The sequence below is a fragment of the Vibrio sp. TAP-3B genome (assembly GCF_057784735.1).
This window is the reverse complement of record NZ_CM173495.1, coordinates 136,157-162,554: the sequence shown is the minus strand read 5'-3', so window position 1 is coordinate 162,554 and position 26,398 is coordinate 136,157. Positions and strand designations below refer to the sequence as shown.

Below are 26,398 nucleotides of genomic sequence, written 5' to 3'. Positions count from 1 at the left end.
TCAGAATCAAGCCATTCCCATGCGTGGGAATAGCTTTAGTTCTAGTTTAAGCTGATTGATAAGACACTGACTATCTTCAAAATCTCAGACGCTGGCTTAGCAGCGAGCAATGACCTTTTCATCAAGGAGCCACTCCAGATCTTCCTCGTATTGAGCAGGGGTTATTTCTATATAGTTTGCTTTTTGACAAACCAAGCCTGCAAGCTCAGAACCAAGTATTCCGTAATTTGAGCCAAAACCTGGGACTAGGATATACCTCCCCGAACGGCGTTGTTCATTCGTAATTTTCTCAGCTTTGGTGGCTGCAATATCAAGCAAGAATAGCTTTCTTGAGTAGTTAATTCTGTTTTCTTCGATATTGTACTGTAAATTAGATATGGTGATCTGGCTATCTGCTAGTACCTCTGCTTCAACACGTTCGATCTCATTTAAGTCGTAGCCATCTCTTATTAAGTTAGCGAATACATCATCTCTAACTCCGAGAGCGGTTTCAAAAATTGCGTGCTCAAACTCAACAGGCGTAAGGTACTGAATGTGCTGAAATTCGCGTCGAAGTCTGATTAGTATTGATTTCACTTGAATGAAAGTATGAGTGTCTGACATGGTTAGCATATGTTCCAAGTCGCCTCTCAATGAAGCGTAGTAACCTGCCCCGTCTAAGTACTCGATAAACTTCGCATCAGGGTATTTTTCTTTTGTGAATTGTCTAGATGATGAGGTTTGGTCTACTACCTTGTGCGAGACGCTACCGCTATCACCCGCATAGAATTGTGACTGAATAAATAACTTGGGTTGCCAGCCTTCCGTTTTGTATGGGAGAACGAAGTCATACGCTCTTGTTTTTTTCTTACGTTTGCCCCCTTCAGTAACCACTTCCTCACCGATCACAACATCAGAAGTATTAAAGTCAACATCAGGCTTAAGCCCCATTTCTGTCAGTTTTTCTCGCAAGATATTTTCTGGAATGTGTCCGCCACTTGCCGAAACCGAGCCTCTTACTTTGAAAATTGTGCATGAACTAATCAAATACCTAGCCATATCTTCAGATTGGCTACTTAACTTCATAAACGATGAGCACATTGCCCAAATGTTGCAATATATCTTCTTCGTCTTCAAGTATTAAAGAAACATATTCAACAAGGTACACCTTTAGGTATTGTCTTAATGAGAAGGTAGGCTCAGTTGTGACTAGAGTGTCATACTCTTGCATCCCGCCGACATAGCAGGCGGCTAATTGTCTTGCAACATAGTCAGCTTTAGTCGTGTTGAGGAGAGGTTTAAGGGTGAACTTGATGAGCTTTTTACCACTCCCTCTCTTTGGAATAGAGCTTGAAACTTCATCCTCTTTGAGTTTAATCAAAAAGTGGTTTTTGAGATTGTTGTCAGTCGCTCCCGTTGCGAGAAACAGCAAGTTAAAGATTGAGTCATAGTAGTTAGTTAGAGCTGACTCGTCTTCAAAAAAACTGACGCCGCTGGTAAATGATGAGCTAGACATTACAATTGCATCTACTAGGTTTTCAATAGTGCAAAGCTCCATTTTTTCGAAATTATCCAGGTATTTAGACAGGTTTCGAATACAAGTACACAGAGACGATATTCACTTGTCATTGTTTTAAAAGCGGGACATCCGATCACCGCTGGAGTGTAAACAGCTCCGTCACTTGCAAGGTATTCACTATCTGCTGACGTTAAATTCCAAACCTTACTTCCGCTTCTTGTTTTAAAAGAAAATAACTCAATTTTAAAATACAAATAAAACCCATTTTTTATTTTTTATTTTTTATTTTTTATAATTTAATCTATCCTAACTTAAATAATATTACAATTAAAACAAAAAAATAACAAAGAGATTATTAAGATGCGGTAAAGAAACAGTTCACAAAGAAGAAAAGGTGGGTATAAATAATCATATCGATGAGGATGTGATTTATGGACGGACATGCGAAGAATGCGGTTGTTATTACGAAGACATTTAATTTGACATATTAAACCACCCAACGGGTGGTTTTTTATTGAATTAAAATAAAACATAAAAAACAACAAATGCAGTAAAAAAAACCATTGCAATAATATAATCATTGCATTATTATAAAAATATAAGCTAAATGATAATAAAAATAAAGAGAGCAATAAAATGACTAAATCAGAAGTAATGAAAACAGCATGGAACATCGCAAAAGAAGCAGCGGAAAGAACTGGTTACAAAGCAAAAGAATTTTTTTCAGAATCACTAAAGATGGCGTGGGCAATGACTAAACAAGAAGTTAAAACAATAAAAGAAAGACTAGTAGAGCTTGGCGGTAAAGAATACACAGCTCACAACTGCAACAGAGTTTACTTAACTCTAGATCAATTCAACAAAATCACAGAACTAGGCTATAGCTTGAATGAGAACGCTAACAGGTTCTACGCTGACTTGGATAACAATATAATTTACAGAAAAATTTCCAAGCGAGGTAAGTCAAAAATCTATCAAGAGTTTGACTTAGCAAACTGGGCATAATAAGAAAAATAAAAACTAGAATAAAAATGTATTAAAAACATGAAAGAGTTAATAATTAAAAGCATTACTTTTGGAGCAGTAAAAGGCGAGCTTAGAGAGAGTGTTATCGAAGTTATAAAAAACAACAAAACCGCATACGAAGCTGCTCAGGATCTAGGCAACATCAACAAGCAGGCTACGATAAGAAACAATATCGATAAAGTTATACAAGCATTTATCATGTTGATTTATACTGAAGTTGCAAGCAAGATAGATCCGACCGACACGCACGAGCTGGTTATCTACACCGAGGGTGGCAGTACACACTACAAAAACAATCTTTCTACGCTTTTGAGATATATCAACTACAGAGAAAATCTTTTCGAACTGGAGTTTGAAATAAATAAAGCAAGAATAGAAGATAATGAAGTTATTGAATCAGAGACAGTATTCTCTTTTAGATAACAAAGTAAAACCACCGATGCGGTGGTTTTTACTTTTGGGCATTTCTAACTTTTTACTTTTCTTTTTTCAATTTTAAAAAGTAAGAGACTTGTCGTTTTAAGCGTGTTAATTTTCAACCTCGGCATGATACAAAAATATAAAAGCAACAAATTGTGCAATTAAATCACAGAGAATAAACATTGAAATTTCATTGACCGATATAAATATTTATGCACTCCATGGCTTTAGGTGTGGTTTATATGAAATTATAAGACCCCCAATGCAATGCAAACCCCAAAGCCTTATAATGACAATTTTTAATGTAATTACATTACAACAAAAACAGCCCCTTTATTTTAAAATCTAACAGACTTAAAAAGCAAAACTACCGCAGATTTTAAAATCCAGTTATCCATTTAAAACTTTCAAGGTTTTAGTAATTTCAGCTACTTCATCAGTCTTATGATAAAAACGACTCTCATCACTTACGAACCTACATTTGTGCAGCAAAGAACACTGTTCCACAGCTATCTCAGATAAAGCTGAATCAAGCTCTAAAAGCTCTGTGTTACCTCTCGCTGTTGCTTTTACTGCTTCTCTTAATTCAATAGAACCATCGATCATCAAAAAATAAAGATGCTTATAATTAGCATGCGTATAGCTGCTGTAGTAACAGTTCTCGACAGCAATTGTTTTCGAAGCTGGGTTGCTATCAAGTACGTTTAAATCGTGTCTGAGCGTTGGATACCAAAATGCTTCGTAACGTCCCTTATGTGCATGAGAAGTCTAAGAAATGCTGGGTTTCTTCTTTGCTGAAACAGCTAAACCCTCTTTTCATGCATTTTTATCGGTGTATGTATATGAAATTGGCGAATTATGCACGATAGGTAGCCCTACTGCCGACCCGACACATCCTAAAACACTTAGTAGGATAAGTGCGGTATTTTCTTTCTAATGTCCTTGACGATCAAACCGTTTAGTTCCAAAATAACTGTATATATGTACAGTTATTTTTATTATGAAAGTTATCCCTATCTTAGCAAGCGCTGGTATTACAGGCTTTGAAAGCCCTGCTGCTGAATACAGACAACTAGGAATCAGCCTTGATGAACTGCTAGTTGAGCATCCAAGTGCTACATTCATCGGACAAGCAATGGGGGAATCTATTCAAGAAATTGGCATTTTTGATGGTGACTTATTGATTGTAGATCGTCACGTTGCCGTCCAAAACCTTGATGTAATCGTGGCCAATTATAATGGTGAGTTCGTTTGTAAAATGCTAGATATGACACGTCGATCACTCTTATCTGCAAATGAAACAATGATGCCTATTTGTATTCATGCTCAAGATACATTTTCGATTGAAGGTGTAGTGATTCAATCTATCCGTTGTCACCGCCCAAGCTATTTACTCTCATCTCGTAGAAAATAATGTTTGCCCTAGTTGATGCTAATTCCTTTTATTGTAGTGCTGAGCAAGTTTTTAGACCCGAGTGGAGAGGTAAGCCCGTAATCGTTCTGTCGAATAATGATGGATGTTATCGGGCGGTTTGCGCCTGAGCAATATGTATACTCCATTGAATCATTTCTTTCCTTTCATCGCTGCTTTCCTGCCATTAAAGACTTACGAAAACATGGCTCTTTAATCCGACGAGCCGTTTGGAAAGAGTGTCGATTACCAGTATGTATAGGTATGGGAACAACGCTAACCCTCGCCAAAATTGCCAATCATGCAGCTAAAAAAATTCAAGGCTGTAAGGGCGTTTGCGTTATCGACAATGAACATCAGCGTACCTCTATATTAAAGCAGCTAGAAGTTGGTGATGTATGGGGAGTGGGCAAAAAAATATCAACACGATTAAAACATATGGGGATTAACTCGGCTTATGATTTGTCTCAGTATGCCCCAGAACAAGCACGTAGAGAATTTTCAGTCGAAATTGAAAGAACCGTTCGTGAATTAAATGGTGTCGCTTGCAAGGGCTGGGACACAGCTAGAGCTGATAAAAAGCAGATTTACTCAACTCGTAGTGTTGGAACAAGAATCACCGACCTTGAACTACTGAAGCAAGCACTAAGTAAACACGCCGCTATAGCAGCACATAAAGCACGAAATCAAAAGTCGCTGTGTAAAGCTATGCTCTGCTTTGCTTCCAATTCACCATTCCATGATAAACCTCAGAGCTTCCGTATAGTTCATCATTTTGCTTATCCAACTGCTGACTCAATGCAGTTGGTCAAAATTGCTACACAGGCAGCAACACAATTGTTCAAACCTGGTGTACGTTATTACAAAATTGGCATCGGCTTGATCGATCTAGTTAATGGGCAGCACGAACAATTAGATCTGTTAAATCAAACCCCGAGTAATGATAAGTTAATGAAAGTGTTTGATAGTCTTAATAATCGGTATGGCACTGATACGCTTTTTGTTGGTTCCCAAGGCATAGAGCAGAAATGGAGCATACGGAGAGAAATGCTTACTCCACAATACACAACCAACTGGCTAGATATACCTAAAGTAAGGTGTTAACAGTTCAATTCTTAACAAAGGTGTATTTTCTGTGAGCTGCGTTAGTACACCTTTGAACAGAACTGTTTTATACATCTTTCTAATTTAGTGAACCATCTATTATCTAAAGTATGGCAAAACTTATTGTGCAATATTGATTGATAGTGCAGACGACTCGCTTTCTCAGCGTATTTCCATGAGTTAGCTCATGCCTATTTTCAATCGTCAAAAAACTGTAATGGAAGCATGATAAATGTCGAATTTAGTAATCCTAAACATTTACAGGGCAATTGATGAAAATATTACTTGTGTGCAAACATAATGCAAACAGAAGCATTTTGGCTGAAGCAATTGCAAAAAAACACCTGCCTGAAAATTTCCAAATCGCAAGTGGCGGTAGCCATCCTAAGGGTCAGATCAATCCTCTTATTGCACAATACCTTGATATGCATGGTTTTGATGCCTCTGAGTTTCACAGCTCGTCATGGGAAGAAGGGCTGAGCTTCCATCCAGATCTAATGATGAAGCTTCAGTTTCCGAATTTAACAAGCAGTGCGATAACGTTTACTCCTCTCTAAAACGAAGAATTGAAGCTCATGCAAACATCGATTTTCAAACTCTCGATTCTGAAGAAATAAAAACAGCATTTTCTGGATCTAAAATCAATGTCGATAAGTGTATGCGTAACGAACTGATACTACTTCATTAAAGGTTTCTTACAGCTCTCGTTTCTTCCATTACTTAAGGTTTAAAAATAATGCCAGCTACGATTGCTGGCATTGGTGAACAAATCTGCTTAGTTTTATTTATTGCTGAGCCAGTTTTTGATTTGTACCTATAGGCAACCAAAACGAAATAATGGTCGTTAATGCTAAAAAGGCAAAGGATACCCATAGACAGGCTGAGAACCCCCACATTTGGAACACCCATCCAGATAAAACAGTCCCTATCAAGCGTCCCATTGCGTTTGCCATGTAGTAGAAACCGACATCCAGAGAGACGCCATCACCCTTGGCATAGCTGACGATTAAGTACGAGTGCAGAGAAGAATTAACCGCAAACACAGCACCAAAAATCATCAGTCCAACGACAATAACCACTTCTGGGTGCCATTGTTGCTGCACACTGTAAGCAATTACGCCAGTCACTACAGACAATACTAACGCCCACACTATCGCGGCTTTACCATCTGGAGTATGCCCAGACTTACTGCCAGTTATCTTTGGTGCAATTCCTTGAATGATTCCGTAACCGATCACCCAAATAGCCAGGAATCCACCTACTGCGCTATGATCCCATCCAAACACAGATCCCAGATAGATAGGCAGTGCAATCACAAACCAAACATCACGCGCACCAAACAGGAACATACGAGCAGCGGATAGAATGTTTACGCTGCTAGATTTGGAAAAAATTTCAGAGAACTTAGGTTTATTTTTCGCTTTGCCCAGGTCGGATTTAAGGCTAATCACACTGCCGATAAAGACCAGTAAAAGAACACCAGCCATCGCAGCTACCGCATATTGGAAGCCAATCATCGATAACAACGCACCACCTAAGAAAAATCCTGCACCTTTTAGCGCGTTTTTAGAGCCTGTAAGTATGGCAATCCACTTATACAATGCTCCTTGCGCATTCTCTGGCACCAAGGTTTTGATGGAGCTTTTCGCACTCATTTTGTTTAGGTCTTTGGCAATACCTGACAAGGCTTGTGCCGCCATGACCCATGGAATCGAGAGCCAACTTGCAGGGACAGCCAGCATTGACAGAGCGATGATTTGCATTCCCAAACCGATATTCATCGTTCGGTTCAACCCAAGACGAGCACCTAGCCAGCCACCGATGAGGTTAGTGACGACGCCAAAGAATTCATAAAAAAGAAAAAGGGAGGCGATCTCTAAGGTTGAATACCCCAAATCATAAAAATAGAGCACCACCAACATGCGTAATGCGCCATCGGTAACAGTGAAGTTCCAATAGTTAAATGTGACCAACATGTACTGGCGGACATTTTGGTTGAGTTTAGACAACATATTCACTCTCTTTAAAAAAAGAGCCGCCTAAGGCAGCTCTTCAAGGCTTCTATTGATTAGCAAATTGGTGGATGTACTCAACTTGTACATCTTTGGTAAACGCGCCAGGTCTTAATGACTGGACATGGGTAATGATTTCTTGCAACTCCCAGTCTTTCTCTAGCAAGAGATGGGCAGCAAGCAAACCAGTACGCCCTGATCCTCCCATACAATGCATCGCTATCTTTTCGCCATTTTCTATAGCTTTGTGTAACGAAGGGGATATATGTGTCCAACGAGCTAAGAACGCTTCGTTTGGTGCGCAGTCATCTTCTATTGGTGTATGGAACCATTGCAAGCCTGCTTGCTCAACAATGTCTGGCAAGTCACCAACGCCTTTTTCTTGCATCTCATGAGTGCTCAGTGCCGTAACAACGATGGTTACACCTTGAGACTTGAGTTGATCAATACTGTCACTCAGCGACGCTTCTTTAGTGCCAGGACAAGGAGTTAGTACTAACGCTGCGTTATTGTCTTCAACATTGTCTTCAACAGGCAGTTCCCACGTAGGATGTGTCATTGGTTTGCTTCCTTATGCTAGGCCGACTTTACGAACAAGTTCTGCGGTACGTGTTGCGTAACCCATTTCGTTGTCATACCACGCATAGATTTTCACCATACGCTTGCCAACAACCATAGTCGAAAGCGCATCGACAATCGTTGAACGTTGGTCCCCTTTGTAATCAATAGAAACAAGAGGGCGTTCTTCGAAACCAAGTATGCCTTTCAGTTCATTCTGCGACGCTTCTTTAAGTAAGTCGTTCACCTCTTCAGCCGTAGTGTCTCGCTTAACATCAAAAATAATGTCGGTTAATGAAGCGTTAGCTAACGGAACACGCACTGCATGACCATCAATTTTTCCTTTAAGTTCAGGGAAAATTTCGATAATCGCTTTCGCAGAACCTGTGGTCGTTGGGATCAAGCTCATACCACAAGCACGCGCACGGCGAAGGTCTTTATGCGGAGCATCGAGAATGGTTTGAGTATTTGTCAAATCATGAATGGTCGTAAACGAAGATTGCTCAATACCGAGTTTTTCATGAATCACTTTCACCACAGGTGCAATACAGTTAGTAGTACAAGATGCAGCAGTCACAATCTGGTGTTTCTCTGGGTCAAAAATGTGGTCGTTAACACCAACAACAATGTTAGCAACACCTTCTTCTTTGACTGGAGCGGAAACCACCACGCGTTTAACACCTTGAGCTAAATACTGATTCAGGAACTCGGATTTACGGTGTTTACCCGTTGCCTCGATCACCACATCACAACCAGACCAATCTACTGCATCGATAGCTTTTTCTTGCGAGGTGGCGATGGTTTTTCCATTGATGACAATTGAGTTACCTTCACTCGCCACTTCGTGGTGCCAGCGACCTTGCACTGAGTCAAACTCAAGCAGGTGAGCTAAGGTTGCCGCATCACCTGCCACATCGTTAATCTGAACGAACTCGATTTCAGGCCAATCAAACGACGCTCTCAGCGCTAAACGTCCAATACGACCGAATCCATTAATTCCTACTTTGATAGACATCTTAATTTTTCCTTTAAACACAACATTCTGGACGAGATTTCATCTCGGATAAGCGTTGAATATCTTGCTGGTATTCTGCTTTCAGGCAGTTAGAGTCAACTAACCCTTGGATCTGTTTTCTCATCCAACCAGGAAGCTGATCCGATAAACGGTAGAAAACCCACTGCCCCTGACGGGTATCAACCACCACACTACTCGAACGGAGCAATGCAAGGTGGCGAGAAATCTTGGGTTGGCTTTCATTAAGGGCTTCTGTCAACTCCCCGACACAGACCTTTTCTTCACGGGCAATCATTAACAAGCAACGAACCCGCGTTTCATCTGAAAGTAATTTAAAAAACTGGTGAGGTAACATGCCAAATCCTATTTATCTGCATATGCGTATATATTATTTGATGTGTATCGTCTGTCAACAAAAAAACGCAGGGAGATTACAGGATGACGTCGCAACGAGAAGAGAAATAGCTGATGTGATTCTGTAGTTCTTCTATTGCGTTTTGATTACAAGTCACTTCCCAATAAAGGTTTTTTTGATATGCCTCTCTACGCCTTCCAACTCGATGCATCGCATAGTTGATGTCAATGACATAGTCATAGCCTGGCTCTATCTCATCCGAGGCATCTAAAAAGAGATAACCAAAATATCCAAAGCAATCCAGCGTATCGCCGCAGTCTTCTTCGTTGGGCAGCCTTTCATAACTGATGTGATATCGGTCACTAGAGCGACTAAAAAGAAGCTGAGCAGCAATACAGGCTAGATCGGAGGTTGGGTAGCTAATGAAATGTACAGTTCTCTTATCCATCCTGGCATTCTCATCAATAAGTAAGATTCCACGGTCGTAAAAACATACAGTATATTTTTAAGTTCGTACATATGGATACATGTATATTTAAATAAACGGACACAAAAGTGTCACAAATGAGTAGTAACGTAACCATCGAAGTTATCAATGACGCAAAACATGGAGATAAGTCATGAAACATACTTTGTCAGCAGCCTTAGTTGGCGCGACGTTACTCGCAGCTAGTCAAGGCGCATTCGCTCGTGATCTGGTTAAAATTGATGGCTCTAGTACAGTTTTCCCTATTACAGAGGCGATGGCTGAAGAGTTTCAGATTGCAGAGAAAGGTAAAACTATGGTCACTGTTGGTATTTCTGGTACTGGCGGTGGTTTTAAAAAGTTCTGTCGTGGTGAAACGGATATTTCGAATGCCTCTAGACCAATTAAGGATTCTGAGCGCAAACTGTGTGCTGAAAACGGCATTGAGTTCATTGAACTTCCTGCGGCACTCGATGCACTGACTGTGGTTATCAACCCGAAAAATGATTGGGTTAAACACCTGAACGTCGAAGATCTGAAAAAAGCTTGGGAACCAGCAGCTCAAGGTAAGGTCATGACATGGAAGCAAATGAATCCTGCGTTCCCTGATCGACCACTTAAACTTTTTGGTCCTGGTACTGACTCTGGTACTTATGATTACTTCCTTGAAGCGATTGTTGAAGGCAAGTCTAGCCGTGGCGATTTCACCGCCAGCGAAGACGACAACATCATCGTACAAGGGGTCTCTAATGACGTTGATGCACTGGGTTTCTTTGGTTTGGCTTACTATGAAGAAAACAAAGACAAACTAAAAGCCGCACCAATTAGTTGGAAAGGCAGTCAACCTGTAGAGCCAAGTGTTGAAAATGCGAAGAATGCAACCTACCAACCACTCTCACGTCCAATTTTCATCTACGTGAACAAAAAATCAGCCGATGAAAAAGCCCACGTTGAACGTTTCGTAAACTTCTATATGGATACTTCGCACGCTCCTGAGCTGGTAAAAGAAGTTGGCTACGTTCCACTGCCTAACAAAGCCTACCAGTTGGCGCAAGAAAACTTTAAGCAACGTCGCACTGGTTCTGTTTTCCACGGAGCCGAAGTCGGTGTCGGCATTGAAGAGCTGTTAGCTCGTACTCCTAAGTAAGTCATTATTGTATTGATTCATGGAGGGAAGCTTTGCTGCCCTCCTTGTTCTCTTTACTCAGGCAATGAATATGAATACTACTCAATCCAGTTCTTCAAGCCTCTTGGTATCTGAAGCCTTTTTAAAACGACGTGCATTTTGGAATGTGGTGAGCCGTTACCTTCTTCTGGCTGCGGCTCTGGCTTCCATTTTTGTCACAGTGGGTATTGTGTATGTGCTGGTTTCAGAATCATTACCCTTTTTCCAGCATGTATCTATTCTCGATTTTCTCACTGACACTCAGTGGACACCGATGTTTGCTAATGCTCACTTTGGTGTAATGACGTTAGTCTCAGCAACACTCACCGTCGCAGGTATCGCTCTTGGGGTTGCCATTCCTGCGGGGATTGGCCTTGCCATTTATTTGAGTGAATACGCCAGCAACCGAGTACGAGAAGTAGTTAAACCTTTCCTGGAGCTTTTAGAAGGCGTGCCAACGGTTGTTTATGGCTTCTTTGCGCTGCTTTTTGTTACACCTCTACTGCAAACCTTCATTCCAAGTCTCTCTGGTTTTAACTTGTTAGCACCAGGTATTGTGATGGGGATTATGATCCTGCCGTATACGGCCTCCGTGAGTGAAGATGCCATGCGTTCTGTGCCTATGCACTTAAGAGAAGCAGGCTATGCGTTGGGCTATTCTCGCTTTCGCGTTGCTACACATATCGTGATCCCTGCTGCCTTATCTGGCATTACAGCCGCTTGTATTCTAGGTATGTCACGCGCGGTTGGTGAAACCATGGTCGTCGCGATTGCTGCGGGGCAAAACCCACGGTTTGGTTTTGATCCTACTGAAGGAGCCGCCACCATCACATCATTCATCGTACAGATGGCGATGGGAGATTTACCCCATGGCACGATTGCCTATCAGTCTGTCTTTGCCGCAGGCTTAGTACTTTTCATCATCACTCTGATTTTTAACATCCTAGGTTTCTATCTACGCCGTCGATTCAGAGAGGTTTACTAATGCAAAACACCACTTTAACTCTCGAACAGATCGTCCGTAAAAATAAACAAGCCGATCTCACCGTCGCAACGATTGGGATCATTATCCTGCTTATTGCGATGTCACTGCTGGTCAGTGTTTTTGCCGAGCTGATTTATTCTGGATTTCCTCGTCTTTTTGACGCTGATTTTTATACCAACTTTCCTTCACGACACCCAGAGCGTGCGGGTATTTTATCTGCATGGGTTGGCACCAGTCTTGTGATGTTGGTGACGGCTTGTATCGCCATCCCTTTTGGTGTCGCCGCAGGGTTGTACCTCGAAGAGTATGCACCAAAGAACTGGCTGACGAATATCATTGAAATCAACGTCAGTAACCTAGCAGGCGTGCCTTCCATTATCTACGGCTTACTGGCTTTGGGCTTGTTTATTTATGGTTTTGGTTTAGGGGAAAGCATCATTACGGCGGGATTAGTCCTCGCGCTACTGATACTGCCAGTGATTATTGTTTCGACACGAGAATCGATTCGCAGCATTCCTCAGGAGCTACGTGAAGCCGCTTATGGTCTGGGGGCTGACCAATGGCAAACCGTGCGCATGTACATATTACCCGCAGCAAGACCTGGCATTTTAACAGGCACGATAGTTGGTCTGGCTCGTGCCATTGGTGAAGCTGCGCCTGTGATTACCATTGGTGCGCTAACCTTTATTGCATTTTTGCCAAGTTCACCATTTCAAAGTGAGTTCCCATTCATTAATTTTGAGTGGTTGTCCAGCCCGTTCACTTTGATGCCTATCCAACTATTTAACTGGGTGTCCCGCCCCCAAGCGGAGTTCCACATTAACGCTGCTGCGACAGGTGTTGTGCTCATGGCGATGACAATATTGATGAATGGTATTGCCATTTATATCCGATACCGACTGCGTCGTAACCTGAAGTAAGAGAGAACCAAGCAATGACGACACAAACTATTTCAACTTTCTCTAGCCAATCAGTGGCAACCGAGCAAGATAGCGTGAAACGCAGCGCAGCGATATCGTACGCCTCCTCAGTGAAAGAAACGCTTCGTGCAGAAGTCAAAAACCTCAATTTCTGGTACGGCGGTAAGGTTCATGCTTTGCACAATGTCAATTTACCGATTGCGGATAAAAAGATCACCGCACTGATTGGTCCATCTGGTTGCGGTAAGAGTACGCTGCTGCGCAGCTTTAACCGAATGCATGACCTCTATCCAGGCAATCGCTATGAAGGAGAAATCCTGTTGCATCCTAGTGCTCACAATCTGATTGATATGGATCCTGGCCTAGTTCGTTTAACGGTCGGCATGGTGTTCCAAAAGCCTAACCCTTTCCCGAAAAGCATTTATGAAAATGTGGTGGCTGGGCTGCGTATTCGCGGTGTCAGTAACAAAGCCGAGCTTGATGCTCGTGCAGAAGAATCGCTAAGAGGCGCAGCGATTTGGGATGAAGTCAAAGACAGACTTCACACCTCAGCCTATGGGTTATCTGGAGGGCAACAACAACGCCTTTGCATCGCGCGAGCATTAGCGCCAAAGCCAGATTTGCTGCTACTGGATGAGCCGACATCGGCATTAGACCCCATTGCAACTGCCAAGATTGAAGATCTACTGAGCGACTTGCACAAAGAGACTACGGTAGTCATGGTGACGCACAACATGCAACAAGCGGCGCGTATCTCTCACTATACCGCTTACATGCATATGGGCGAAATGGTTGAATTTGCGCCAACAGATACCTTGTTTACGTCACCAGCAAAAGAGAAGACTCGCGACTACATCACAGGCCGTTTTGGTTAGGAATATAAAATGGAAAATCATACTCTAAAGACATTTGATCGTGACTTAGAACAGATAAAAATCGAACTCAATGAACTCGCCAACATTGTGTTAACAGAGTTCGAGCAAGCGATTGATGTCTTTGATAAACCTAATACTGAGCTAGCCGATAACATTGTTGCTCAAGACCGTATCGCCAACCAGTACTTGAATAACATCGAGCAACATGGATCCAGGGTATTAGCACGTCAACATGCCGTAGCCGATGACCTGCGCTTTATCCTCTCATCAATGCGCATCGCACCCAGGTTAGAGCGTGTCGGTGATTATGCAAAATCGATGGCGGTAAAGTCGAGTCAGTTCAAACAAGTCATCCCTGATGAACTCAATGAGATATTTCACCAGATGCATTGTCACCTAGTGACAATGCTGCGTAGTGTCATTGAGGCATACAATACTAAAAATGCCACTCAGGCGAATGTTGTCTGGGAAGGCGATGATACGCTTGATGCCTATTATCGAGATGTATACACACTGCTCATTCAGAGCTTTAACCAACAAGCCACATCATCTGAACAACTGGTTGAACTGTTGTTTATTGCGAAAGGGCTAGAGCGAGCAGGTGATCATATCAGTGACATTGCCACTGACGTACAGTTTATGGTGAATGGTTAATCCTTCGTTTTAGTTGTCAGGGGGAGCACCCCTGACAATTTTCTTCCCTCAAACCTTCATACCATTCTTGGCTTTTCCCTCGTAGTCACTTCATCATCTGGTGTTAACTTGATGTAAATCAAGTGATGCTCATATTTTTATCATTAGCGCCGCATTGAGTGAGCACTTTCTAATATTTGCTCTTTATTTCCATATACAGTTATCCATATAACATTATAAGGAGCAATGTGGTATGAACATAATCAATAAAGAGTCGCTGGATATTTCACGACGCCATTTTTTGATAGGCGCTGGCGCAGCCACGTCACTAGCCCTATTTGGTATAAACCCTATTGTAAAAGCGATGGATAGAGCAGGTTATACAACGACCGCATCTGTCAATAGTGGTCAGTGGATAGCAACAACATGCAACGGCTGCACTTCTTTTTGTGCAAAACAAGTCTATGTTCAACAAGGAAGAGCACTGCATATACGAGGAAATGAATTCTCAAAAGTACATGGCACGTCAAGCTGCCCACGTCAGTATATCGCTTTGCAGGAGTTGTACGACCCAGATCGCCTAGCCCAGCCTGTTATCAGAACGAATCCTAAAAAAGGGCGAGGCGTAGATCCTCAGTTTAAGCCCATTTCGTGGGGCAGTGCAATTGCGCTCATTGCCGATAAAATTATGGCCTTGCGTGAAACCAATGAGACACATAAATACGTTGCATTACGCGGTCGGTATTCTGAGCTTAGTGATGTGCTAATCAAAAACTTCACGCACGTTCTTGGTTCCCCGAATGATATTACCCACAGTGCGTTATGTGCTGAAGCTGACAAACTCGGTAGCTTTTTTACTGAAGGTGACTGGGGCTATCGTCAATACGATATTCAAGACACACGTTACATACTCTCTTTTGGTGTTGACCCATTAAGCGCAAACCGACAAGTTTCCTATTACTGCTCAGAGTGGGGAAATACGCTCGACAGGGCTCAAGTAGCGATTGTTGATCCTCGCTATTCCGCATCAGCCGCAAAGGCTGATGAATGGTTACCGATTGAACCAGGACAAGATGGTGCGTTAGGGTTAGCCCTAGCTCATCAAATACTCGTTCTCGGTGGCTGGCATAAACCCTTTGTTGGGGATTTTAATGGTGGAGTCAATCGCTTCATCGCAAATTGTGATGTGGATGAAAACAGTTTTAATGAACTACATACCCATGGTTTAGTTCATTGGTGGAATTCAGTACTCAAAACATGCACTCCTGAATGGGCAGAGCCATTGTGTGGTATTTCCAAGCAACAGATTGAGCGCTTGGCAATTAAATTAGTCGATGCAGCACCGAGAGTGCAAATTTGGCGTTCGCGTGGCGTGCAGATGCAGCACCGTGGTGCCTATACCGCAATGACGCTTCATGCTTTGAATGGCTTACTGGGCGCGATTGACCAAGAAGGCGGTGTATTGAAATGGAATTCAGTACCCGCAAACAAAATCCCTTCTAGCAAGAACTATGTTGATGAAATCGGTGCTAATGGGCTGAAATACGAGAAAATTGATCGCCGTGGTCGATTAGAGTTTCCTGCATTAAAAGAAGGTAAGAGTGGAGGGGGCGTTGTCACCAATGCTGTGGCTCAAAGTATATTAGAAGAAGACCCTTATCTACCGAAAGTGGTATTGGGATACTTTAATAATTTTAGCTTCTCTGCTCCTGGCGCTAAAAGGTGGGAGGAGGCGCTAAAGAAAGTAGACTTTGTTACCCATATCACAACAAACGTGAGCGAATTCAGTTGGTATGCCGATCTACTCCTACCTGCACCTCACTTCATGTTCGAGCGTTGGGGGATCCAAAAAACCTCTGGAAATCGATACTCCCAGTTGTCAATTACGCAACCGCTTGTTCCTGCGATGGGAGAAATACATGAAGACGAATGTGGTATTCCATGGCTTATTGCTCAGGAACTCGCCGCTCGTGGTTTCACTGAACCACTTGATTACTTAACTCAAGAATTTCGTGATCCAGAAACAGGTAAATCGCCAGCGTCACCTCAAGAAATTGCTGAGTACGCAACTAAAATTGTAACTCAACCTCTTTGGGATCCACAAATGTATAAAAGTGGCGACAGATTTTCGGGCTGGAAGGAGTTTAGACAAAAAGGTGTTTGGAACTCGGATCCTTATCCTTTCCGCGCACGCTGGAGCGATATGAAAACGGCAACGAAAAAATTTGAATTTTATAGTGAAACTTTAAAACTGGCGTTGGAAAAACACGCGAAAAAACACCATGCAGTTGTTGATGAGGTCATGCAAGCAACAGGCTACACAGCGAGAGGGGAACAGGCTTTCATGCCACACTATGAGCCGCCGTTTAGATACGGAGATCCCGAACAGTACCCGATGCTATTGGTGGATCATAAATCTCGCTTGAACCGAGAAGGGCGCAGCGCTAATACTCCTTGGTATCAGAACAATCTTGATATAGACCCTGGTTCTAGAAAAAACGCCGATGTCGCGAAAATTAATCCTGTAGATGCCAATTCCCTTGGCATACAAGAAGGTGACCCTATCACGATTACCTCTGAACAAGGCAGCATTCACTGCACTGCTTCTCTGTTTGAAGGTGTTCGCCCTGGAACGATTGCAAAGGCTTATGGTCAAGGGCATTGGGCTTATGGTCGTATTGCTTCTGAGAAGTTTGGTGCCAAAGCTAGAGGAGGAAATAATAATGAGTTACTACCTCCAGCTTATGAGGGACTCTCAGGTTCATCTGCATTTTATGGACAAATTGGTGTTCGTGTAGAAAAAGCCTAGTTTGAGGAGAATGAATCATGAAATATGGCATGGTAATCGACCAACAAAAATGCGTTGGCTGCACGGGATGTGTCTTGGCTTGCAAAGCCGAAAATCATACACCTGAAACCATCAATTGGTGCGATAAAATTATCCGTCAAGGCGGCAAATATCCGAATATAGAGTTTGAATACATTTCAACCATGTGTAACCACTGTGATGATGCTCCCTGCGTCAAGGGATGCCCTACGCAAGCCATGCACAAAGCAGAAGGTGGGCTGACTTTACACGATCCTGATAAATGTATTGGATGTAAAGCGTGTATGGTGAACTGTCCATATGGTGTCATCAGCTTTAACTGGGAAAAACCTCACCAGCGCTGGAAAAGTGATATACCAGTGGTTCAAGGCGGATTCACAGGTCAAAGCATGTTGGAAGCAACGGGAGGCACGGGTAGCCCACAAAGCAACCCAGAATCGGCGAACATCTACCCTTCGATGCGATCAAGAGGTACGGTAGAAAAATGTACGTTCTGCGCCCACCGTCTGAAAGAAGGGCTAAACCCAGCCTGTGTTGATGCTTGCCCTTCTGGTGCTCGTGTCGTTGGGGATTTAGATGATCCAAATAGTGAGGTGTCTGTTCTGATCAAAAAATACAACGGACAACCTCTTCGAGCTGAGTTGGGAACGCAAGCGAAGGTGTTTTATATCCGACGCTATACTCCCCAACGCCACTAAGATAGCAGGAGGCTACAATGAATATCAGCAATAAAATATTACTCATCATCAGTCTCGCTGGTTTAGTATTTGGTGGTTTTTTCGCGATAGAAGAGTGGTTTATTCAACCTTCATTTTCTACCAATGACGCGATGATTTGGACATTACCTCTAATCAGCTACATATTTTTGGCTTTGTCCAGTACAGGCGTGTCCATTGTTTATGCGTATGGTTCTCTTAAGCAGATAGAAGGTATTGAGGCAAACAAACTTCCATTGATTGGCCTTGCTCTTGGGCTTTTAGTCGGGGCTTTTGCTTCACTAGCCACAGAGATGGGGTCGCCTTTACATGTATTCTGGTTAGTGTTCAGCCCTAACTTATTGTCACCGATTTGGTGGATGGGGACACTTTACTCAATAGAGCTGCTCTTACTGTTTATTAAGTTAACAATGATTCTATTTGATAAACATTCGTCACTAGATACGTTTTTAACTTACGCTACGCTTATTGTGGCAGTAACGGCAAGTTTAGTGTTGGGCAGTGTTTTTGGTACGGTTATTGGACGAGAAGGCTACAGTGGCATAGATGCTTCATTTTTAACCTTCATCTGTGCTTTAAGCTCTGGTGTTGCTATGATCCTATTAACATCAAAAAATAAGATCAACAATTATTATCTCAGTGTTGCACGTTGGATGTTTGGTCTTTTGACGATTTTCCTTACGATCAAATGGGGTTATTTAGCAAGAGCACATGTGTTAGAAGAGCCTCAATGGCTACCAATATTCTCAGTGCTAGGCGTCGCATTAGCATGGCTGCTGGTAAAAACGTTGCCGAAAATCAGCGCAAGCTTTTTACTCGCTTCGGTATTTAGCATAGAGCTTATATTTGTTATCCAAGGTCAGAATTTTGTGTTAGGTCCAAAAATAACTTGGTTTGGTTCTTCCATCAACTATTCTCCCAATAGTGCTGAAATAGGTATATTGATATTCGGTGTCAGTGTTTTTGTTATTACTTACAACATCATAATTCAAGGTATACCCTATTTACGTTCAAGGAGAGTTCATAACTAATGGTTCTCAACAAGGGGCGATATTCGCCCCTTTATTCTTGTGTGGAAATCTTGAATTTATTAAAGTTTCCAACAGAATTTCAGTTATTAAAAAAATAGCACAAGGAATAAAGGAATATTCCATTAAGTCCTTCTATTCATTCTAGCTTGCGCACTTGATACATTTAACAACACAAGGATTAATATCTAATCTTTTAGGATTAATGTCATCACCACATGATAGGCAATAACCATAATCATTATTCTTAATTCGATGTAATGCAGCCCTCACCGCTGCTAGATTAACTTCTCTTCTTCTTTGCGACTCAAGCGCCATTTGTTGTGCTTGTATCGCATCCATCCTAGACAGGCGACCTACACTTTGTTGATCAAGGTGAACCGTATTTTTAGAGCCTGTGAAATTATTAATCTCCATTTCTGAAATGAGATCGCTTTCCATTTGAAGAAGCTTTTCTTTGAAGTCTCTAACGTCCATTTTGTTTCCTTCCAAATTTATGATCATACATGCTTTTATCTGCAATTTTTATTATCGATTCAAGACAATCTCCACTCTTAGGATACTGAGCGGTTCCAAAATGAATTTGGATATTAAAATTATTACTACAAATATTAATTTCTTTATTGAGGGGATCGATAAAATTAAACTCATTGGTTGTGCTTAATATTATAAATTCATCGCCCCCATATCGACAGACAAAACTATCACAGAATAGTGTTAGCAGAAAACTTGACACCTCAATTAAAACTTGATCTCCAACTTCATGGCCGAAATTATCATTAATTTCTTTGAAGTCACCCAGATCAATAAAAGTCAGATAAAACTCGCTATATTTACTTTTATATTGATTAAACTCACTTTCTAATAGAAACCTATTAGGTAATTTAGTGAGATAATCAAAGTATGCATGCTTTTTTAATTTCTTAATTTCTCTAAAATGAGCTGATACGTCATTTAAAAATGATAAATAGTAACAACGTTCACGTTCAAAATAACGCCTGATTGATAGAGTATTGGTCACTATTGAATCATTGCGATGTCGATGATGTATCTCGCCTTCCCAAAAACCTTCATCGTTCACCTTTTGCCACATTGAGGTCAATATCTCATCATCATGTAAACTACTTCGCAAAGCTGTGGGGGTTAGGCCTAGCAGCTCATGCTGAGCATAGCCAAGTAATTGTTCAAAAGCGTGGTTAACTGACAAAATAATATCGTTTTCATCAGTTATCATGATGGCTATTGGACTAATATTAAAAAGAGATAGTGTAGCAGTGCTGATAGTTTGTTTTAAATTAATCTGAATGAGAAATAGGCTAGATGATAATTTAGTGATGAGTAGCTGACTTTCAAAAGGTTTTCCTATGATGGAGCATTCATTTAATTCTGTGGTTTGATTTGATTTGAGATTTTTTAATAACCGATCTATAACATCAGCGACTAGACAATCGTACTTTTCAAGCCGCAAACAACGAATGAAATCCTTTCCTTTCTCATGCTTATCTACAAGCGATTGAGCGCTGTGATTAAGGTAACAAAGTTCAAGTTTATCATTCACGATCATAAGTGGCATTCTAATCGAATCAAACCAACTATAATCAATTTGCATACCACCTCTGATGTCTCATCAAGTTTAAGTGATTATTGTAAGTGATCTTATCTGTATAAGAAGAACAAAAAAGAGGTTGAAGTTTATGCTGCTTGTGATTATAGTCACGTTTTTTAAATTTTAGAGGGATATGCCGATGCAACTTACGCCGCCTTAGACCACCCGCCTTCCTCAATTCCTTTCTATACATTAACTAATTTATTAATTTTACGAGTAAATTCATGATTGAAACGATGAAACGTGATTGGTTATCCAATGTGCGTGGTGATGTGCTGGCTGGTATAGTTGTCGCCTTGGCTTTGATCCCTGAAGCGATTGCGTTCTCTATTATCGCAGGTTTAGATCCTAAAGTGGGTCTATACGCCTCATTTAGTATTGCTGTTATCATATCCATTGTCGGTGGGCGTCCAGGGATGATATCAGCGGCAACAGGGGCGATGGCTCTATTGATGGTCACGCTCGTTAAAGAGCATGGCTTACAATACCTATTAGCCGCAACCGTGTTGACAGGCATCATCCAAATCGCAGCAGGCTATCTCAAGTTAGGGGATTTAATGCGCTTTGTCTCTCGGTCGGTGGTCACTGGCTTTGTGAATGCGTTAGCGATTCTGATTTTTATGGCGCAACTGCCAGAGTTAACCAACGTGACTTGGCATGTTTACGCAATGACGGCTGCGGGTCTTGCGATTATCTACTTGTTCCCTTATCTCCCTTATGTCGGCAAACTTTTGCCATCACCACTTGTGTGTATTATCTCTCTGACGGCAGTCGCGATTGTCTTTAATATCGACATTCGTACGGTTGGCGATATGGGACAACTCCCTGACACTTTGCCTGTTTTCTTATGGCCTGATGTCCCACTTAACCTTGAAACACTTTGGATTATTTTACCTTACTCATTAGGTCTTGCGATTGTGGGCTTGCTTGAATCGATGATGACAGCCACGATTGTGGATGATTTAACGGATACTAACAGCGATAAGAACCGCGAGTGTAAAGGCCAAGGTATTGCCAATATTGGTTCGGGGCTATTAGGTGGTATGGCTGGTTGTGCCATGATTGGTCAATCCATTATCAATGTTAAATCGGGTGGTCGTGGTCGCTTATCTAGCTTTGCCGCGGGTGTGTTTCTTCTTGTTATGGTTGTTTTTTTAGGCGATTGGTTGAAACAGATCCCAATGGCCGCGCTCGTTGCCGTGATGATCATGGTCTCTATCGGTACTTTCTCTTGGAGTTCGATTAAAGATCTTAAGTCTCATCCTATATCGACCAATATTGTTATGATTGCGACAGTAGTGGTAGTGGTCGCGACTCACAACCTCGCCATTGGTGTCTTTGTCGGTGTTTTACTGGCTTCGCTGTTTTTTGCCAACAAGATTGGTCGTTTCATGGTGGTGAAAAGCGATTTGTCTGAAAGTGGTGAAGAGCGTACATATCGTGTTGTGGGACAAGTCTTTTTTGCTTCGTCAGATCAATTTTTAAAAGCGTTTGACTTTAAAGAAGCGCTTGATCGTGTCACGATTGATCTCTCAAATGCGCATTTCTGGGATATTACCTCGGTTTCTTCTCTCGATCGTGTTGTGATTAAGTTCAGACGCGAAGGCACCGATGTCAATTTGATTGGTATGAATGAAGCGACCAGCACCATCGTTGATAAGTTTGCTATCCACGATAAACCAGAAGAAGTTGAAAAACTGATGGGCGGACACTAAGGAGTCACATATGACAAACATAATCGCGTGTATCGATGGGTCAAGCTATTCTAAAGCGGTTGCCGACATTGGCGGATGGACATCACAACAACTATCTGCGCCCCTGACGTTACTTCATGTGTTAGACAAATCGTCGTCACAAGAAGCGGACAGTGAATTAAGTGGCAATATTGGCTTAGGTGCGAGAGAGCAGTTACTGGCAGAGCTTGTTGAACTGGATGAGCAACGAGCAAAGATTGCACTTAAGCACGGAAAAGCGCTATTAAGTGAACTAGAAAGTCACTTGAATGAACAAGGTCACAACAATATTCAGAAGCGACAAAAGCATGGCAATCTTGTTGAAACTTTAACCGATATGGAGCAAGACATTCGTGTGTTGGTCATGGGTAAGTCTGGTGAGCTTCATCAGAATGACACTAAAACCATTGGCTCACAGTTAGAAAGTGTTGTGCGTTCGCTCAAGGCTCATATCCTGATTGCCTCAGGTCATTTTTCTCCGCCAGATAGTTATATACTTGCCTTCGACGGCAGTACTATCAGCGAGAAACTGGTTGAAAAAGCGATCAACACGCCACTTCTAAAAGGCATGACCTGTCATCTTGTGATGGTTGAGGATTCTGATAGTAAATCTGATGCTTTTTCAAATGCTGCGCAAAAACTTAAGGCCAAGGGCATCAACGTTGTTGAAGCCCAATTACAAGGTGAAGTGCATTCCGCTATCTTGACCTATCAGCAGCAGCAAAAGATTGGCATGATTGTGATGGGGGCTTACGGGCATTCTAAACTTCGCCAGTTCTTTGTCGGAAGTAATACGACAAGGATTATTACCGACACAACGGTCCCTCTACTACTGATACGATAGAATCTAAAGCCTTCCTAACGGAAGGCTTCTTTATATAAAAAAGATGTTAAACTCAGGATACGATACTGGGACAAGGTCAGATCTTTAAGCTATGTCGTTAACCTTACCGCTACGAGTCTTGTTCATAGATGCTGACTGTAACAATCATATAACCAACGAGAGATTTGTTGTTTTAGCGAGAATAGAGAATCGTCAAATTCTAAACTGCACAGGAGATACGAAAATCTTCTTATGTACTTTGTTCAGCTCGAAACGATCGATAAGCAGGTAATAATAGTAATAAAATACCTACAGTTCCTATCGCTAAAAAGCCAAATAACCTTGAAGCCGACCAACCTAACTCAATCAGCAAGCCAAACAGCCATGGAGACGCTGCTGTGGAAAAAATCATCATTGAGGTAACCATTGATCGAATAGCACCTATATGCTGAGTACCGTACATTTCTGCCCATAACGATCCAATTATAGGACTAGAAGCCCCCATTCCAAATCCCAATAAAATCATAAATAGTGGGGCTGCCCATAACTGGTTTAAAGTAGCTAAAACAAGTAGCCCAGTAATTAATGGTAAAGGTAAAAAAGGTAATAAACGTTTTGCTTGGTAACGGTCAACTAAAGAACCTGCCATCATAGAGCTAACCCAATGCAAAAAGCCATAAGCAACAAAACTACTGGCGAGTATAGAGGCAGGCCACGATTTTTGATCCAGTAAATAGTGCTGCTGAATAAAAATGCCTGTCACAATGAAAGGAGCTGCTAAGACTGTCGGGATCACTGACCAAAATCGCCAATCTTTTATCACTTCTTTCCGTCCACGAGAATGTTTCACCGACATTTTTTTATCTGCTATTTTTAATTCTTCAAAGTGGCGCTGAGATCGACCTAATAGCCATAAAGCGCAAGGCAAATACACCACAAGAACAATAATAGATAATCCAATCCAACTGGTTCGCCAGCCTAAGAATGTAATCATCAACATTAACGTTAAAGGTAAAACCATTTCACCAAACGCTACACCACTAGAGGATAAACTGAGTGCTTTCCCTCGTTGATAAGTATAACTACGAATCATAGTGGTTTGAGCAATGTGAGGAAATAACCCTTGTCCCGCCAATCGCAATCCCCAAAATGAGAAAAAAAGCATCCAAGAGGTGCGAACTTGCGACATAAGAAAGCAAGAAGCAGCTAATAATAGTGCAACGATAGTAATTGTTCGTGATAAAGACCAGCGATCAACGATATCTCCCACAATAAAAATTATAGTGCTGCTGCTAAGAGTAGCTATCGCATAAATAAAGCCATAATCATCAGCGCTCATAGCTAGTGAACGTTGAATATCAGCTCCAAACCAACTTAAGAAAAAAGACTGCCCAACATTGCCGATAAAAACGGTCAGAAAGCCAAATGTCAACAGTGGCCATTGTTGACGTATAAAATGTATATAACTATTCACAAGGATTTTTATCACCTAAAATCATCGAAATGGAAACTTTATGAATTATTATCAAGAAATCGAATTCCAGCTTCTAAACCTTGCTGGTATCCCAGTTCCAACTTATCTTTTGAATAAGTAAAGCGTTTAACAGGAAAAAAAGGGGGAGGTGAAATAATCCGTATTTTACAATCCTTTGGTGGTGAACTCATAAAACTTAATGTTTGATTATATTTTTCATGTCGCTTGCGAATTGCTTTATAAAGGTTAGGATATTCTTTAGTTAACTTTTTTAGCCAGCCAGTAAAAAAAATTGGTCTTTTACGATATCCATCAGGACGAGATAAAATAACGGTAATATCTCTTGCTCCATGTTGATAAGCAAATTCAAGAGGTATTGAGTCAGCTATTCCACCATCAGTCATTGGGATATCATTAATCAATGGGTAATCTCGATATACCACAGGTATTGCACAAGATGCAACGATAGCTGAATGGCAAAGATCGGAGCCATGCATTTGATGATAATGCGGCTGACCAGTAATTACATTGGTAGTCACAACCCATAAAGGGCAAAACAACTGGTGGTTAAGTGGCTCTCGACGATAAGACTCTCGCCATAACCATTCGACATCACATAAGTGTCCCCCTTTTAAAAAACGTCGAAAACTTATAAATTTATCACTAGTTGCATATTGCTTGATAATCTTTTCACTGCGGCCAAATTGTTTATTTAAATATCCAATTAGGTTTGTTGATCCTGCGGAAACTCCAACACAGAAATCAAAATCATAGTTATGATGAGTGATAAAAGCATCTAATACACCAGCAGCAAAAATACCACGCATCGCTCCACCTTCAACCACTAATGCTTTTTGTTTACGCTGTAACATTTTCGCTTTCTCCTTCGGTAAAGCTGAGTTTATGATAAAAAGGTTCTATCTGTAAGAAGGAGAATGTATTATGTGCTAATCGACATTGTGATCGTTGTGATCCTAATACAATATTAAATCCACAGTTCTGTAAGTGATAAATCAACATGGTTTCTGCTTTTACACCACATTGACCAATATAATAAGTTATCAGTAATTCTTCTTGATCTCTATTAATTTTATAAAATTCATCTTTATGAATCCCAATAAATCCCAGAGTTTGAATTTTATGTGATTCAGAGTCATCAAATTCAATTTCATCATCATGTTGTATTTTTATAACAAATTGATAGCGAGCTAGCTCGTTAAAAAAGTATTTCAGTCTTTCTTGTAAAGATATTCTAATTAGTTTTTTGTTTTTTTTATAGATTTCCTGATAACGGTTTAGTCGTTTATTCCATCGTTCTTTAAATCCAGTTTTATTTGGCAGAAAAACATCGTGAAAATATTTAAAATCAGACAATGTTATTTTTTTATTATTTTTTAATCGTTTAAATTCTTTTTTAACAAAATCAGAGAATTTTTTATCATCATGATTGATAAGATGATGATGATTCATAAACTGCTTTAATTCTATATTTAACATATAGTGATAAAGTTTGATATCTTGATCGTTCATTAAGATCCTTTAATAATCTCTATTAATTAATCTAATGAAAATAAGTGAAAGGATTAATAAATTTAAATACTCCACTTCACTTATTTCACTAAATAGGAAATAAGCTAAAAACTATTGCACGTTTTTATGATGTAGTGGAGATGTTACATTGGCTTTACTCGGTAAATATTTCTTATTCTATCATGCTAATTATATCTGTAAACCCTGATGATTATATT

At 41.1% G+C, this 26,398-nt stretch carries 27 protein-coding genes and 1 pseudogene; 15 read left to right on the top strand and 13 right to left on the bottom strand.

Annotation, left to right across the window (positions count from 1 at the left end):
- Positions 1–96: 96 nt before the first annotated feature.
- Positions 97–1,065, bottom strand: coding sequence for a hypothetical protein (locus AC3D28_RS00790; RefSeq protein WP_488535251.1), 969 nt, complete (start codon positions 1,063–1,065; stop codon positions 97–99).
- Positions 1,052–1,495 carry a hypothetical protein gene (locus AC3D28_RS00785; protein WP_488535250.1) on the bottom strand — a complete coding sequence of 148 codons (444 nt, stop codon included), beginning with the start codon at positions 1,493–1,495 and terminating at the stop codon, positions 1,052–1,054. The genes AC3D28_RS00790 and AC3D28_RS00785 overlap by 14 nt, the downstream gene beginning before the upstream one ends.
- A 639-nt stretch (positions 1,496–2,134) precedes the next feature.
- Between AC3D28_RS00785 and AC3D28_RS00780 the strand changes: the two genes are divergently transcribed.
- Entirely contained in the window at positions 2,135–2,503 is a 369-nt protein-coding gene (locus AC3D28_RS00780) for a hypothetical protein (RefSeq protein WP_488535249.1), read from the top strand.
- A gap of 39 nt (positions 2,504–2,542) precedes the next feature.
- The gene (locus AC3D28_RS00775) at positions 2,543–2,947 is read left to right on the top strand and encodes a hypothetical protein (protein ID WP_488535248.1); all 405 of its coding nucleotides are present in this window, start codon (positions 2,543–2,545) and stop codon (positions 2,945–2,947) included.
- A gap of 387 nt (positions 2,948–3,334) precedes the next feature.
- On the opposite strand, the gene AC3D28_RS00770 is transcribed toward AC3D28_RS00775, so the two are convergent.
- Positions 3,335–3,550 carry a hypothetical protein gene (locus AC3D28_RS00770; RefSeq protein WP_488535247.1) on the bottom strand — a complete coding sequence of 72 codons (216 nt, stop codon included), beginning with the start codon at positions 3,548–3,550 and terminating at the stop codon, positions 3,335–3,337.
- Positions 3,551–3,944: 394 nt separating this feature from the next.
- Here AC3D28_RS00770 and AC3D28_RS00765 point away from each other — a divergent pair, with 394 nt between their 5' ends.
- The 3 genes and pseudogenes from AC3D28_RS00765 to AC3D28_RS00755 all read left to right on the top strand — a co-directional run bounded on the left by AC3D28_RS00765 (position 3,945) and on the right by AC3D28_RS00755 (position 6,016).
- Positions 3,945–4,358: a S24 family peptidase gene (locus AC3D28_RS00765; RefSeq protein WP_488535246.1), complete on the top strand. Its 414-nt coding sequence runs from the start codon at positions 3,945–3,947 to the stop codon at positions 4,356–4,358.
- Positions 4,358–5,459 (top strand): annotated as a pseudogene (locus tag AC3D28_RS00760) (Y-family DNA polymerase). Before AC3D28_RS00765 ends, AC3D28_RS00760 begins: the two are co-directional and overlap by 1 nt.
- Before the next feature lie 272 nt (positions 5,460–5,731).
- Complete coding sequence (locus AC3D28_RS00755) at positions 5,732–6,016, top strand: arsenate-mycothiol transferase ArsC (RefSeq protein WP_488535245.1); 285 nt, start codon at positions 5,732–5,734, stop codon at positions 6,014–6,016.
- Between the two features lie 228 nt (positions 6,017–6,244).
- Here the strand turns inward: AC3D28_RS00755 and arsJ are convergent, their stop codons facing one another.
- The 5 genes from arsJ to AC3D28_RS00730 form a co-directional block, all read right to left on the bottom strand.
- The gene (gene arsJ / locus AC3D28_RS00750; RefSeq protein ID WP_085342758.1) at positions 6,245–7,471 is read right to left on the bottom strand and encodes an organoarsenical effux MFS transporter ArsJ; all 1,227 of its coding nucleotides are present in this window, start codon (positions 7,469–7,471) and stop codon (positions 6,245–6,247) included.
- A 49-nt stretch (positions 7,472–7,520) separates the two neighbouring features.
- Complete coding sequence (locus tag AC3D28_RS00745) at positions 7,521–8,030, bottom strand: cyclin-dependent kinase inhibitor 3 family protein (RefSeq protein ID WP_488535244.1); 510 nt, start codon at positions 8,028–8,030, stop codon at positions 7,521–7,523.
- A 12-nt stretch (positions 8,031–8,042) separates the two neighbouring features.
- The gene (locus AC3D28_RS00740) at positions 8,043–9,044 is read right to left on the bottom strand and encodes an ArsJ-associated glyceraldehyde-3-phosphate dehydrogenase (RefSeq protein ID WP_161441076.1); all 1,002 of its coding nucleotides are present in this window, start codon (positions 9,042–9,044) and stop codon (positions 8,043–8,045) included.
- A 13-nt stretch (positions 9,045–9,057) separates the two neighbouring features.
- Positions 9,058–9,399, bottom strand: a complete 342-nt coding sequence (locus AC3D28_RS00735; RefSeq protein WP_488535243.1) for a metalloregulator ArsR/SmtB family transcription factor — start codon at positions 9,397–9,399, stop codon at positions 9,058–9,060.
- A 76-nt stretch (positions 9,400–9,475) separates the two neighbouring features.
- Complete coding sequence (locus AC3D28_RS00730) at positions 9,476–9,847, bottom strand: hypothetical protein (RefSeq protein ID WP_161441077.1); 372 nt, start codon at positions 9,845–9,847, stop codon at positions 9,476–9,478.
- Positions 9,848–10,019: 172 nt separating this feature from the next.
- Here AC3D28_RS00730 and AC3D28_RS00725 point away from each other — a divergent pair, with 172 nt between their 5' ends.
- The 8 genes from AC3D28_RS00725 (at position 10,020) to AC3D28_RS00690 (ending at position 19,017) form a co-directional block, all read left to right on the top strand.
- Positions 10,020–11,012: a PstS family phosphate ABC transporter substrate-binding protein gene (locus tag AC3D28_RS00725; protein ID WP_488535242.1), complete on the top strand. Its 993-nt coding sequence runs from the start codon at positions 10,020–10,022 to the stop codon at positions 11,010–11,012.
- Between the two features lie 70 nt (positions 11,013–11,082).
- Complete coding sequence (gene pstC / locus AC3D28_RS00720; protein WP_102969023.1) at positions 11,083–12,015, top strand: phosphate ABC transporter permease subunit PstC; 933 nt, start codon at positions 11,083–11,085, stop codon at positions 12,013–12,015.
- The gene (gene pstA / locus AC3D28_RS00715) at positions 12,015–12,935 is read left to right on the top strand and encodes a phosphate ABC transporter permease PstA (protein WP_102969022.1); all 921 of its coding nucleotides are present in this window, start codon (positions 12,015–12,017) and stop codon (positions 12,933–12,935) included. The genes pstC and pstA overlap by 1 nt, the downstream gene beginning before the upstream one ends.
- Positions 12,936–12,949: 14 nt before the next feature.
- Positions 12,950–13,810, top strand: a complete 861-nt coding sequence (gene pstB, locus AC3D28_RS00710; protein ID WP_488535241.1) for a phosphate ABC transporter ATP-binding protein PstB — start codon at positions 12,950–12,952, stop codon at positions 13,808–13,810.
- 9 nt (positions 13,811–13,819) lie between these two features.
- Complete coding sequence (gene phoU / locus AC3D28_RS00705; protein WP_488535240.1) at positions 13,820–14,464, top strand: phosphate signaling complex protein PhoU; 645 nt, start codon at positions 13,820–13,822, stop codon at positions 14,462–14,464.
- A gap of 232 nt (positions 14,465–14,696) precedes the next feature.
- The gene (locus tag AC3D28_RS00700; RefSeq protein WP_488535239.1) at positions 14,697–17,252 is read left to right on the top strand and encodes a molybdopterin-dependent oxidoreductase; all 2,556 of its coding nucleotides are present in this window, start codon (positions 14,697–14,699) and stop codon (positions 17,250–17,252) included.
- 17 nt (positions 17,253–17,269) lie between these two features.
- On the top strand, positions 17,270–17,968 hold the full coding sequence (locus tag AC3D28_RS00695) for a 4Fe-4S dicluster domain-containing protein (RefSeq protein ID WP_047886783.1): 699 nt from the start codon (positions 17,270–17,272) through the stop codon (positions 17,966–17,968).
- Positions 17,969–17,985: 17 nt separating this feature from the next.
- Positions 17,986–19,017 (top strand): hypothetical protein, encoded by a 1,032-nt coding sequence (locus AC3D28_RS00690; protein ID WP_488535238.1) that lies wholly within the window; start codon positions 17,986–17,988, stop codon positions 19,015–19,017.
- 141 nt (positions 19,018–19,158) lie between these two features.
- On the opposite strand, the gene AC3D28_RS00685 is transcribed toward AC3D28_RS00690, so the two are convergent.
- Together AC3D28_RS00685 and AC3D28_RS00680 are read right to left on the bottom strand one after the other, a co-directional pair.
- On the bottom strand, positions 19,159–19,491 hold the full coding sequence (locus AC3D28_RS00685) for a TraR/DksA family transcriptional regulator (RefSeq protein ID WP_488535237.1): 333 nt from the start codon (positions 19,489–19,491) through the stop codon (positions 19,159–19,161).
- Positions 19,481–20,623: a GGDEF domain-containing protein gene (locus AC3D28_RS00680; protein ID WP_488535236.1), complete on the bottom strand. Its 1,143-nt coding sequence runs from the start codon at positions 20,621–20,623 to the stop codon at positions 19,481–19,483. Before AC3D28_RS00680 ends, AC3D28_RS00685 begins: the two co-directional genes overlap by 11 nt.
- Before the next feature lie 221 nt (positions 20,624–20,844).
- Here AC3D28_RS00680 and AC3D28_RS00675 point away from each other — a divergent pair, with 221 nt between their 5' ends.
- Both AC3D28_RS00675 and AC3D28_RS00670 read left to right on the top strand, forming a co-directional pair.
- Complete coding sequence (locus AC3D28_RS00675; protein ID WP_488535235.1) at positions 20,845–22,335, top strand: SulP family inorganic anion transporter; 1,491 nt, start codon at positions 20,845–20,847, stop codon at positions 22,333–22,335.
- A gap of 10 nt (positions 22,336–22,345) precedes the next feature.
- Entirely contained in the window at positions 22,346–23,197 is an 852-nt protein-coding gene (locus AC3D28_RS00670; protein ID WP_488535234.1) for a universal stress protein, read from the top strand.
- A gap of 229 nt (positions 23,198–23,426) precedes the next feature.
- On the opposite strand, the gene AC3D28_RS00665 is transcribed toward AC3D28_RS00670, so the two are convergent.
- The 3 genes from AC3D28_RS00665 to AC3D28_RS00655 are packed head-to-tail and all read right to left on the bottom strand — an operon-like array spanning position 23,427 to position 26,180.
- Positions 23,427–24,665 carry an MFS transporter gene (locus tag AC3D28_RS00665; protein ID WP_488535233.1) on the bottom strand — a complete coding sequence of 413 codons (1,239 nt, stop codon included), beginning with the start codon at positions 24,663–24,665 and terminating at the stop codon, positions 23,427–23,429.
- A 23-nt stretch (positions 24,666–24,688) separates the two neighbouring features.
- Positions 24,689–25,522 carry a patatin-like phospholipase family protein gene (locus AC3D28_RS00660; protein ID WP_488535232.1) on the bottom strand — a complete coding sequence of 278 codons (834 nt, stop codon included), beginning with the start codon at positions 25,520–25,522 and terminating at the stop codon, positions 24,689–24,691.
- Complete coding sequence (locus tag AC3D28_RS00655) at positions 25,509–26,180, bottom strand: hypothetical protein (RefSeq protein WP_488535231.1); 672 nt, start codon at positions 26,178–26,180, stop codon at positions 25,509–25,511. The genes AC3D28_RS00660 and AC3D28_RS00655 overlap by 14 nt, the downstream gene beginning before the upstream one ends.
- Positions 26,181–26,398: the final 218 nt, after the last annotated feature.

Coding starts and splice junctions, on each gene's coding strand:
- AC3D28_RS00790 (WP_488535251.1), bottom strand. CDS start 1,065: ATGAAGTTAAGTAGCCAATCTGAAGATATGGCTAGGTATTTGATTAGT.
- AC3D28_RS00785 (WP_488535250.1), bottom strand. CDS start 1,495: ATGTCTAGCTCATCATTTACCAGCGGCGTCAGTTTTTTTGAAGACGAG.
- AC3D28_RS00780 (WP_488535249.1), top strand. CDS start 2,135: ATGACTAAATCAGAAGTAATGAAAACAGCATGGAACATCGCAAAAGAA.
- AC3D28_RS00775 (WP_488535248.1), top strand. CDS start 2,543: ATGAAAGAGTTAATAATTAAAAGCATTACTTTTGGAGCAGTAAAAGGC.
- AC3D28_RS00770 (WP_488535247.1), bottom strand. CDS start 3,550: ATGATCGATGGTTCTATTGAATTAAGAGAAGCAGTAAAAGCAACAGCG.
- AC3D28_RS00765 (WP_488535246.1), top strand. CDS start 3,945: ATGAAAGTTATCCCTATCTTAGCAAGCGCTGGTATTACAGGCTTTGAA.
- AC3D28_RS00755 (WP_488535245.1), top strand. CDS start 5,732: ATGAAAATATTACTTGTGTGCAAACATAATGCAAACAGAAGCATTTTG.
- arsJ (WP_085342758.1), bottom strand. CDS start 7,471: ATGTTGTCTAAACTCAACCAAAATGTCCGCCAGTACATGTTGGTCACA.
- AC3D28_RS00745 (WP_488535244.1), bottom strand. CDS start 8,030: ATGACACATCCTACGTGGGAACTGCCTGTTGAAGACAATGTTGAAGAC.
- AC3D28_RS00740 (WP_161441076.1), bottom strand. CDS start 9,044: ATGTCTATCAAAGTAGGAATTAATGGATTCGGTCGTATTGGACGTTTA.
- AC3D28_RS00735 (WP_488535243.1), bottom strand. CDS start 9,399: ATGTTACCTCACCAGTTTTTTAAATTACTTTCAGATGAAACGCGGGTT.
- AC3D28_RS00730 (WP_161441077.1), bottom strand. CDS start 9,847: ATGGATAAGAGAACTGTACATTTCATTAGCTACCCAACCTCCGATCTA.
- AC3D28_RS00725 (WP_488535242.1), top strand. CDS start 10,020: ATGAAACATACTTTGTCAGCAGCCTTAGTTGGCGCGACGTTACTCGCA.
- pstC (WP_102969023.1), top strand. CDS start 11,083: ATGAATACTACTCAATCCAGTTCTTCAAGCCTCTTGGTATCTGAAGCC.
- pstA (WP_102969022.1), top strand. CDS start 12,015: ATGCAAAACACCACTTTAACTCTCGAACAGATCGTCCGTAAAAATAAA.
- pstB (WP_488535241.1), top strand. CDS start 12,950: ATGACGACACAAACTATTTCAACTTTCTCTAGCCAATCAGTGGCAACC.
- phoU (WP_488535240.1), top strand. CDS start 13,820: ATGGAAAATCATACTCTAAAGACATTTGATCGTGACTTAGAACAGATA.
- AC3D28_RS00700 (WP_488535239.1), top strand. CDS start 14,697: ATGAACATAATCAATAAAGAGTCGCTGGATATTTCACGACGCCATTTT.
- AC3D28_RS00695 (WP_047886783.1), top strand. CDS start 17,270: ATGAAATATGGCATGGTAATCGACCAACAAAAATGCGTTGGCTGCACG.
- AC3D28_RS00690 (WP_488535238.1), top strand. CDS start 17,986: ATGAATATCAGCAATAAAATATTACTCATCATCAGTCTCGCTGGTTTA.
- AC3D28_RS00685 (WP_488535237.1), bottom strand. CDS start 19,491: ATGGACGTTAGAGACTTCAAAGAAAAGCTTCTTCAAATGGAAAGCGAT.
- AC3D28_RS00680 (WP_488535236.1), bottom strand. CDS start 20,623: ATGCAAATTGATTATAGTTGGTTTGATTCGATTAGAATGCCACTTATG.
- AC3D28_RS00675 (WP_488535235.1), top strand. CDS start 20,845: ATGATTGAAACGATGAAACGTGATTGGTTATCCAATGTGCGTGGTGAT.
- AC3D28_RS00670 (WP_488535234.1), top strand. CDS start 22,346: ATGACAAACATAATCGCGTGTATCGATGGGTCAAGCTATTCTAAAGCG.
- AC3D28_RS00660 (WP_488535232.1), bottom strand. CDS start 25,522: ATGTTACAGCGTAAACAAAAAGCATTAGTGGTTGAAGGTGGAGCGATG.
- AC3D28_RS00655 (WP_488535231.1), bottom strand. CDS start 26,180: ATGAACGATCAAGATATCAAACTTTATCACTATATGTTAAATATAGAA.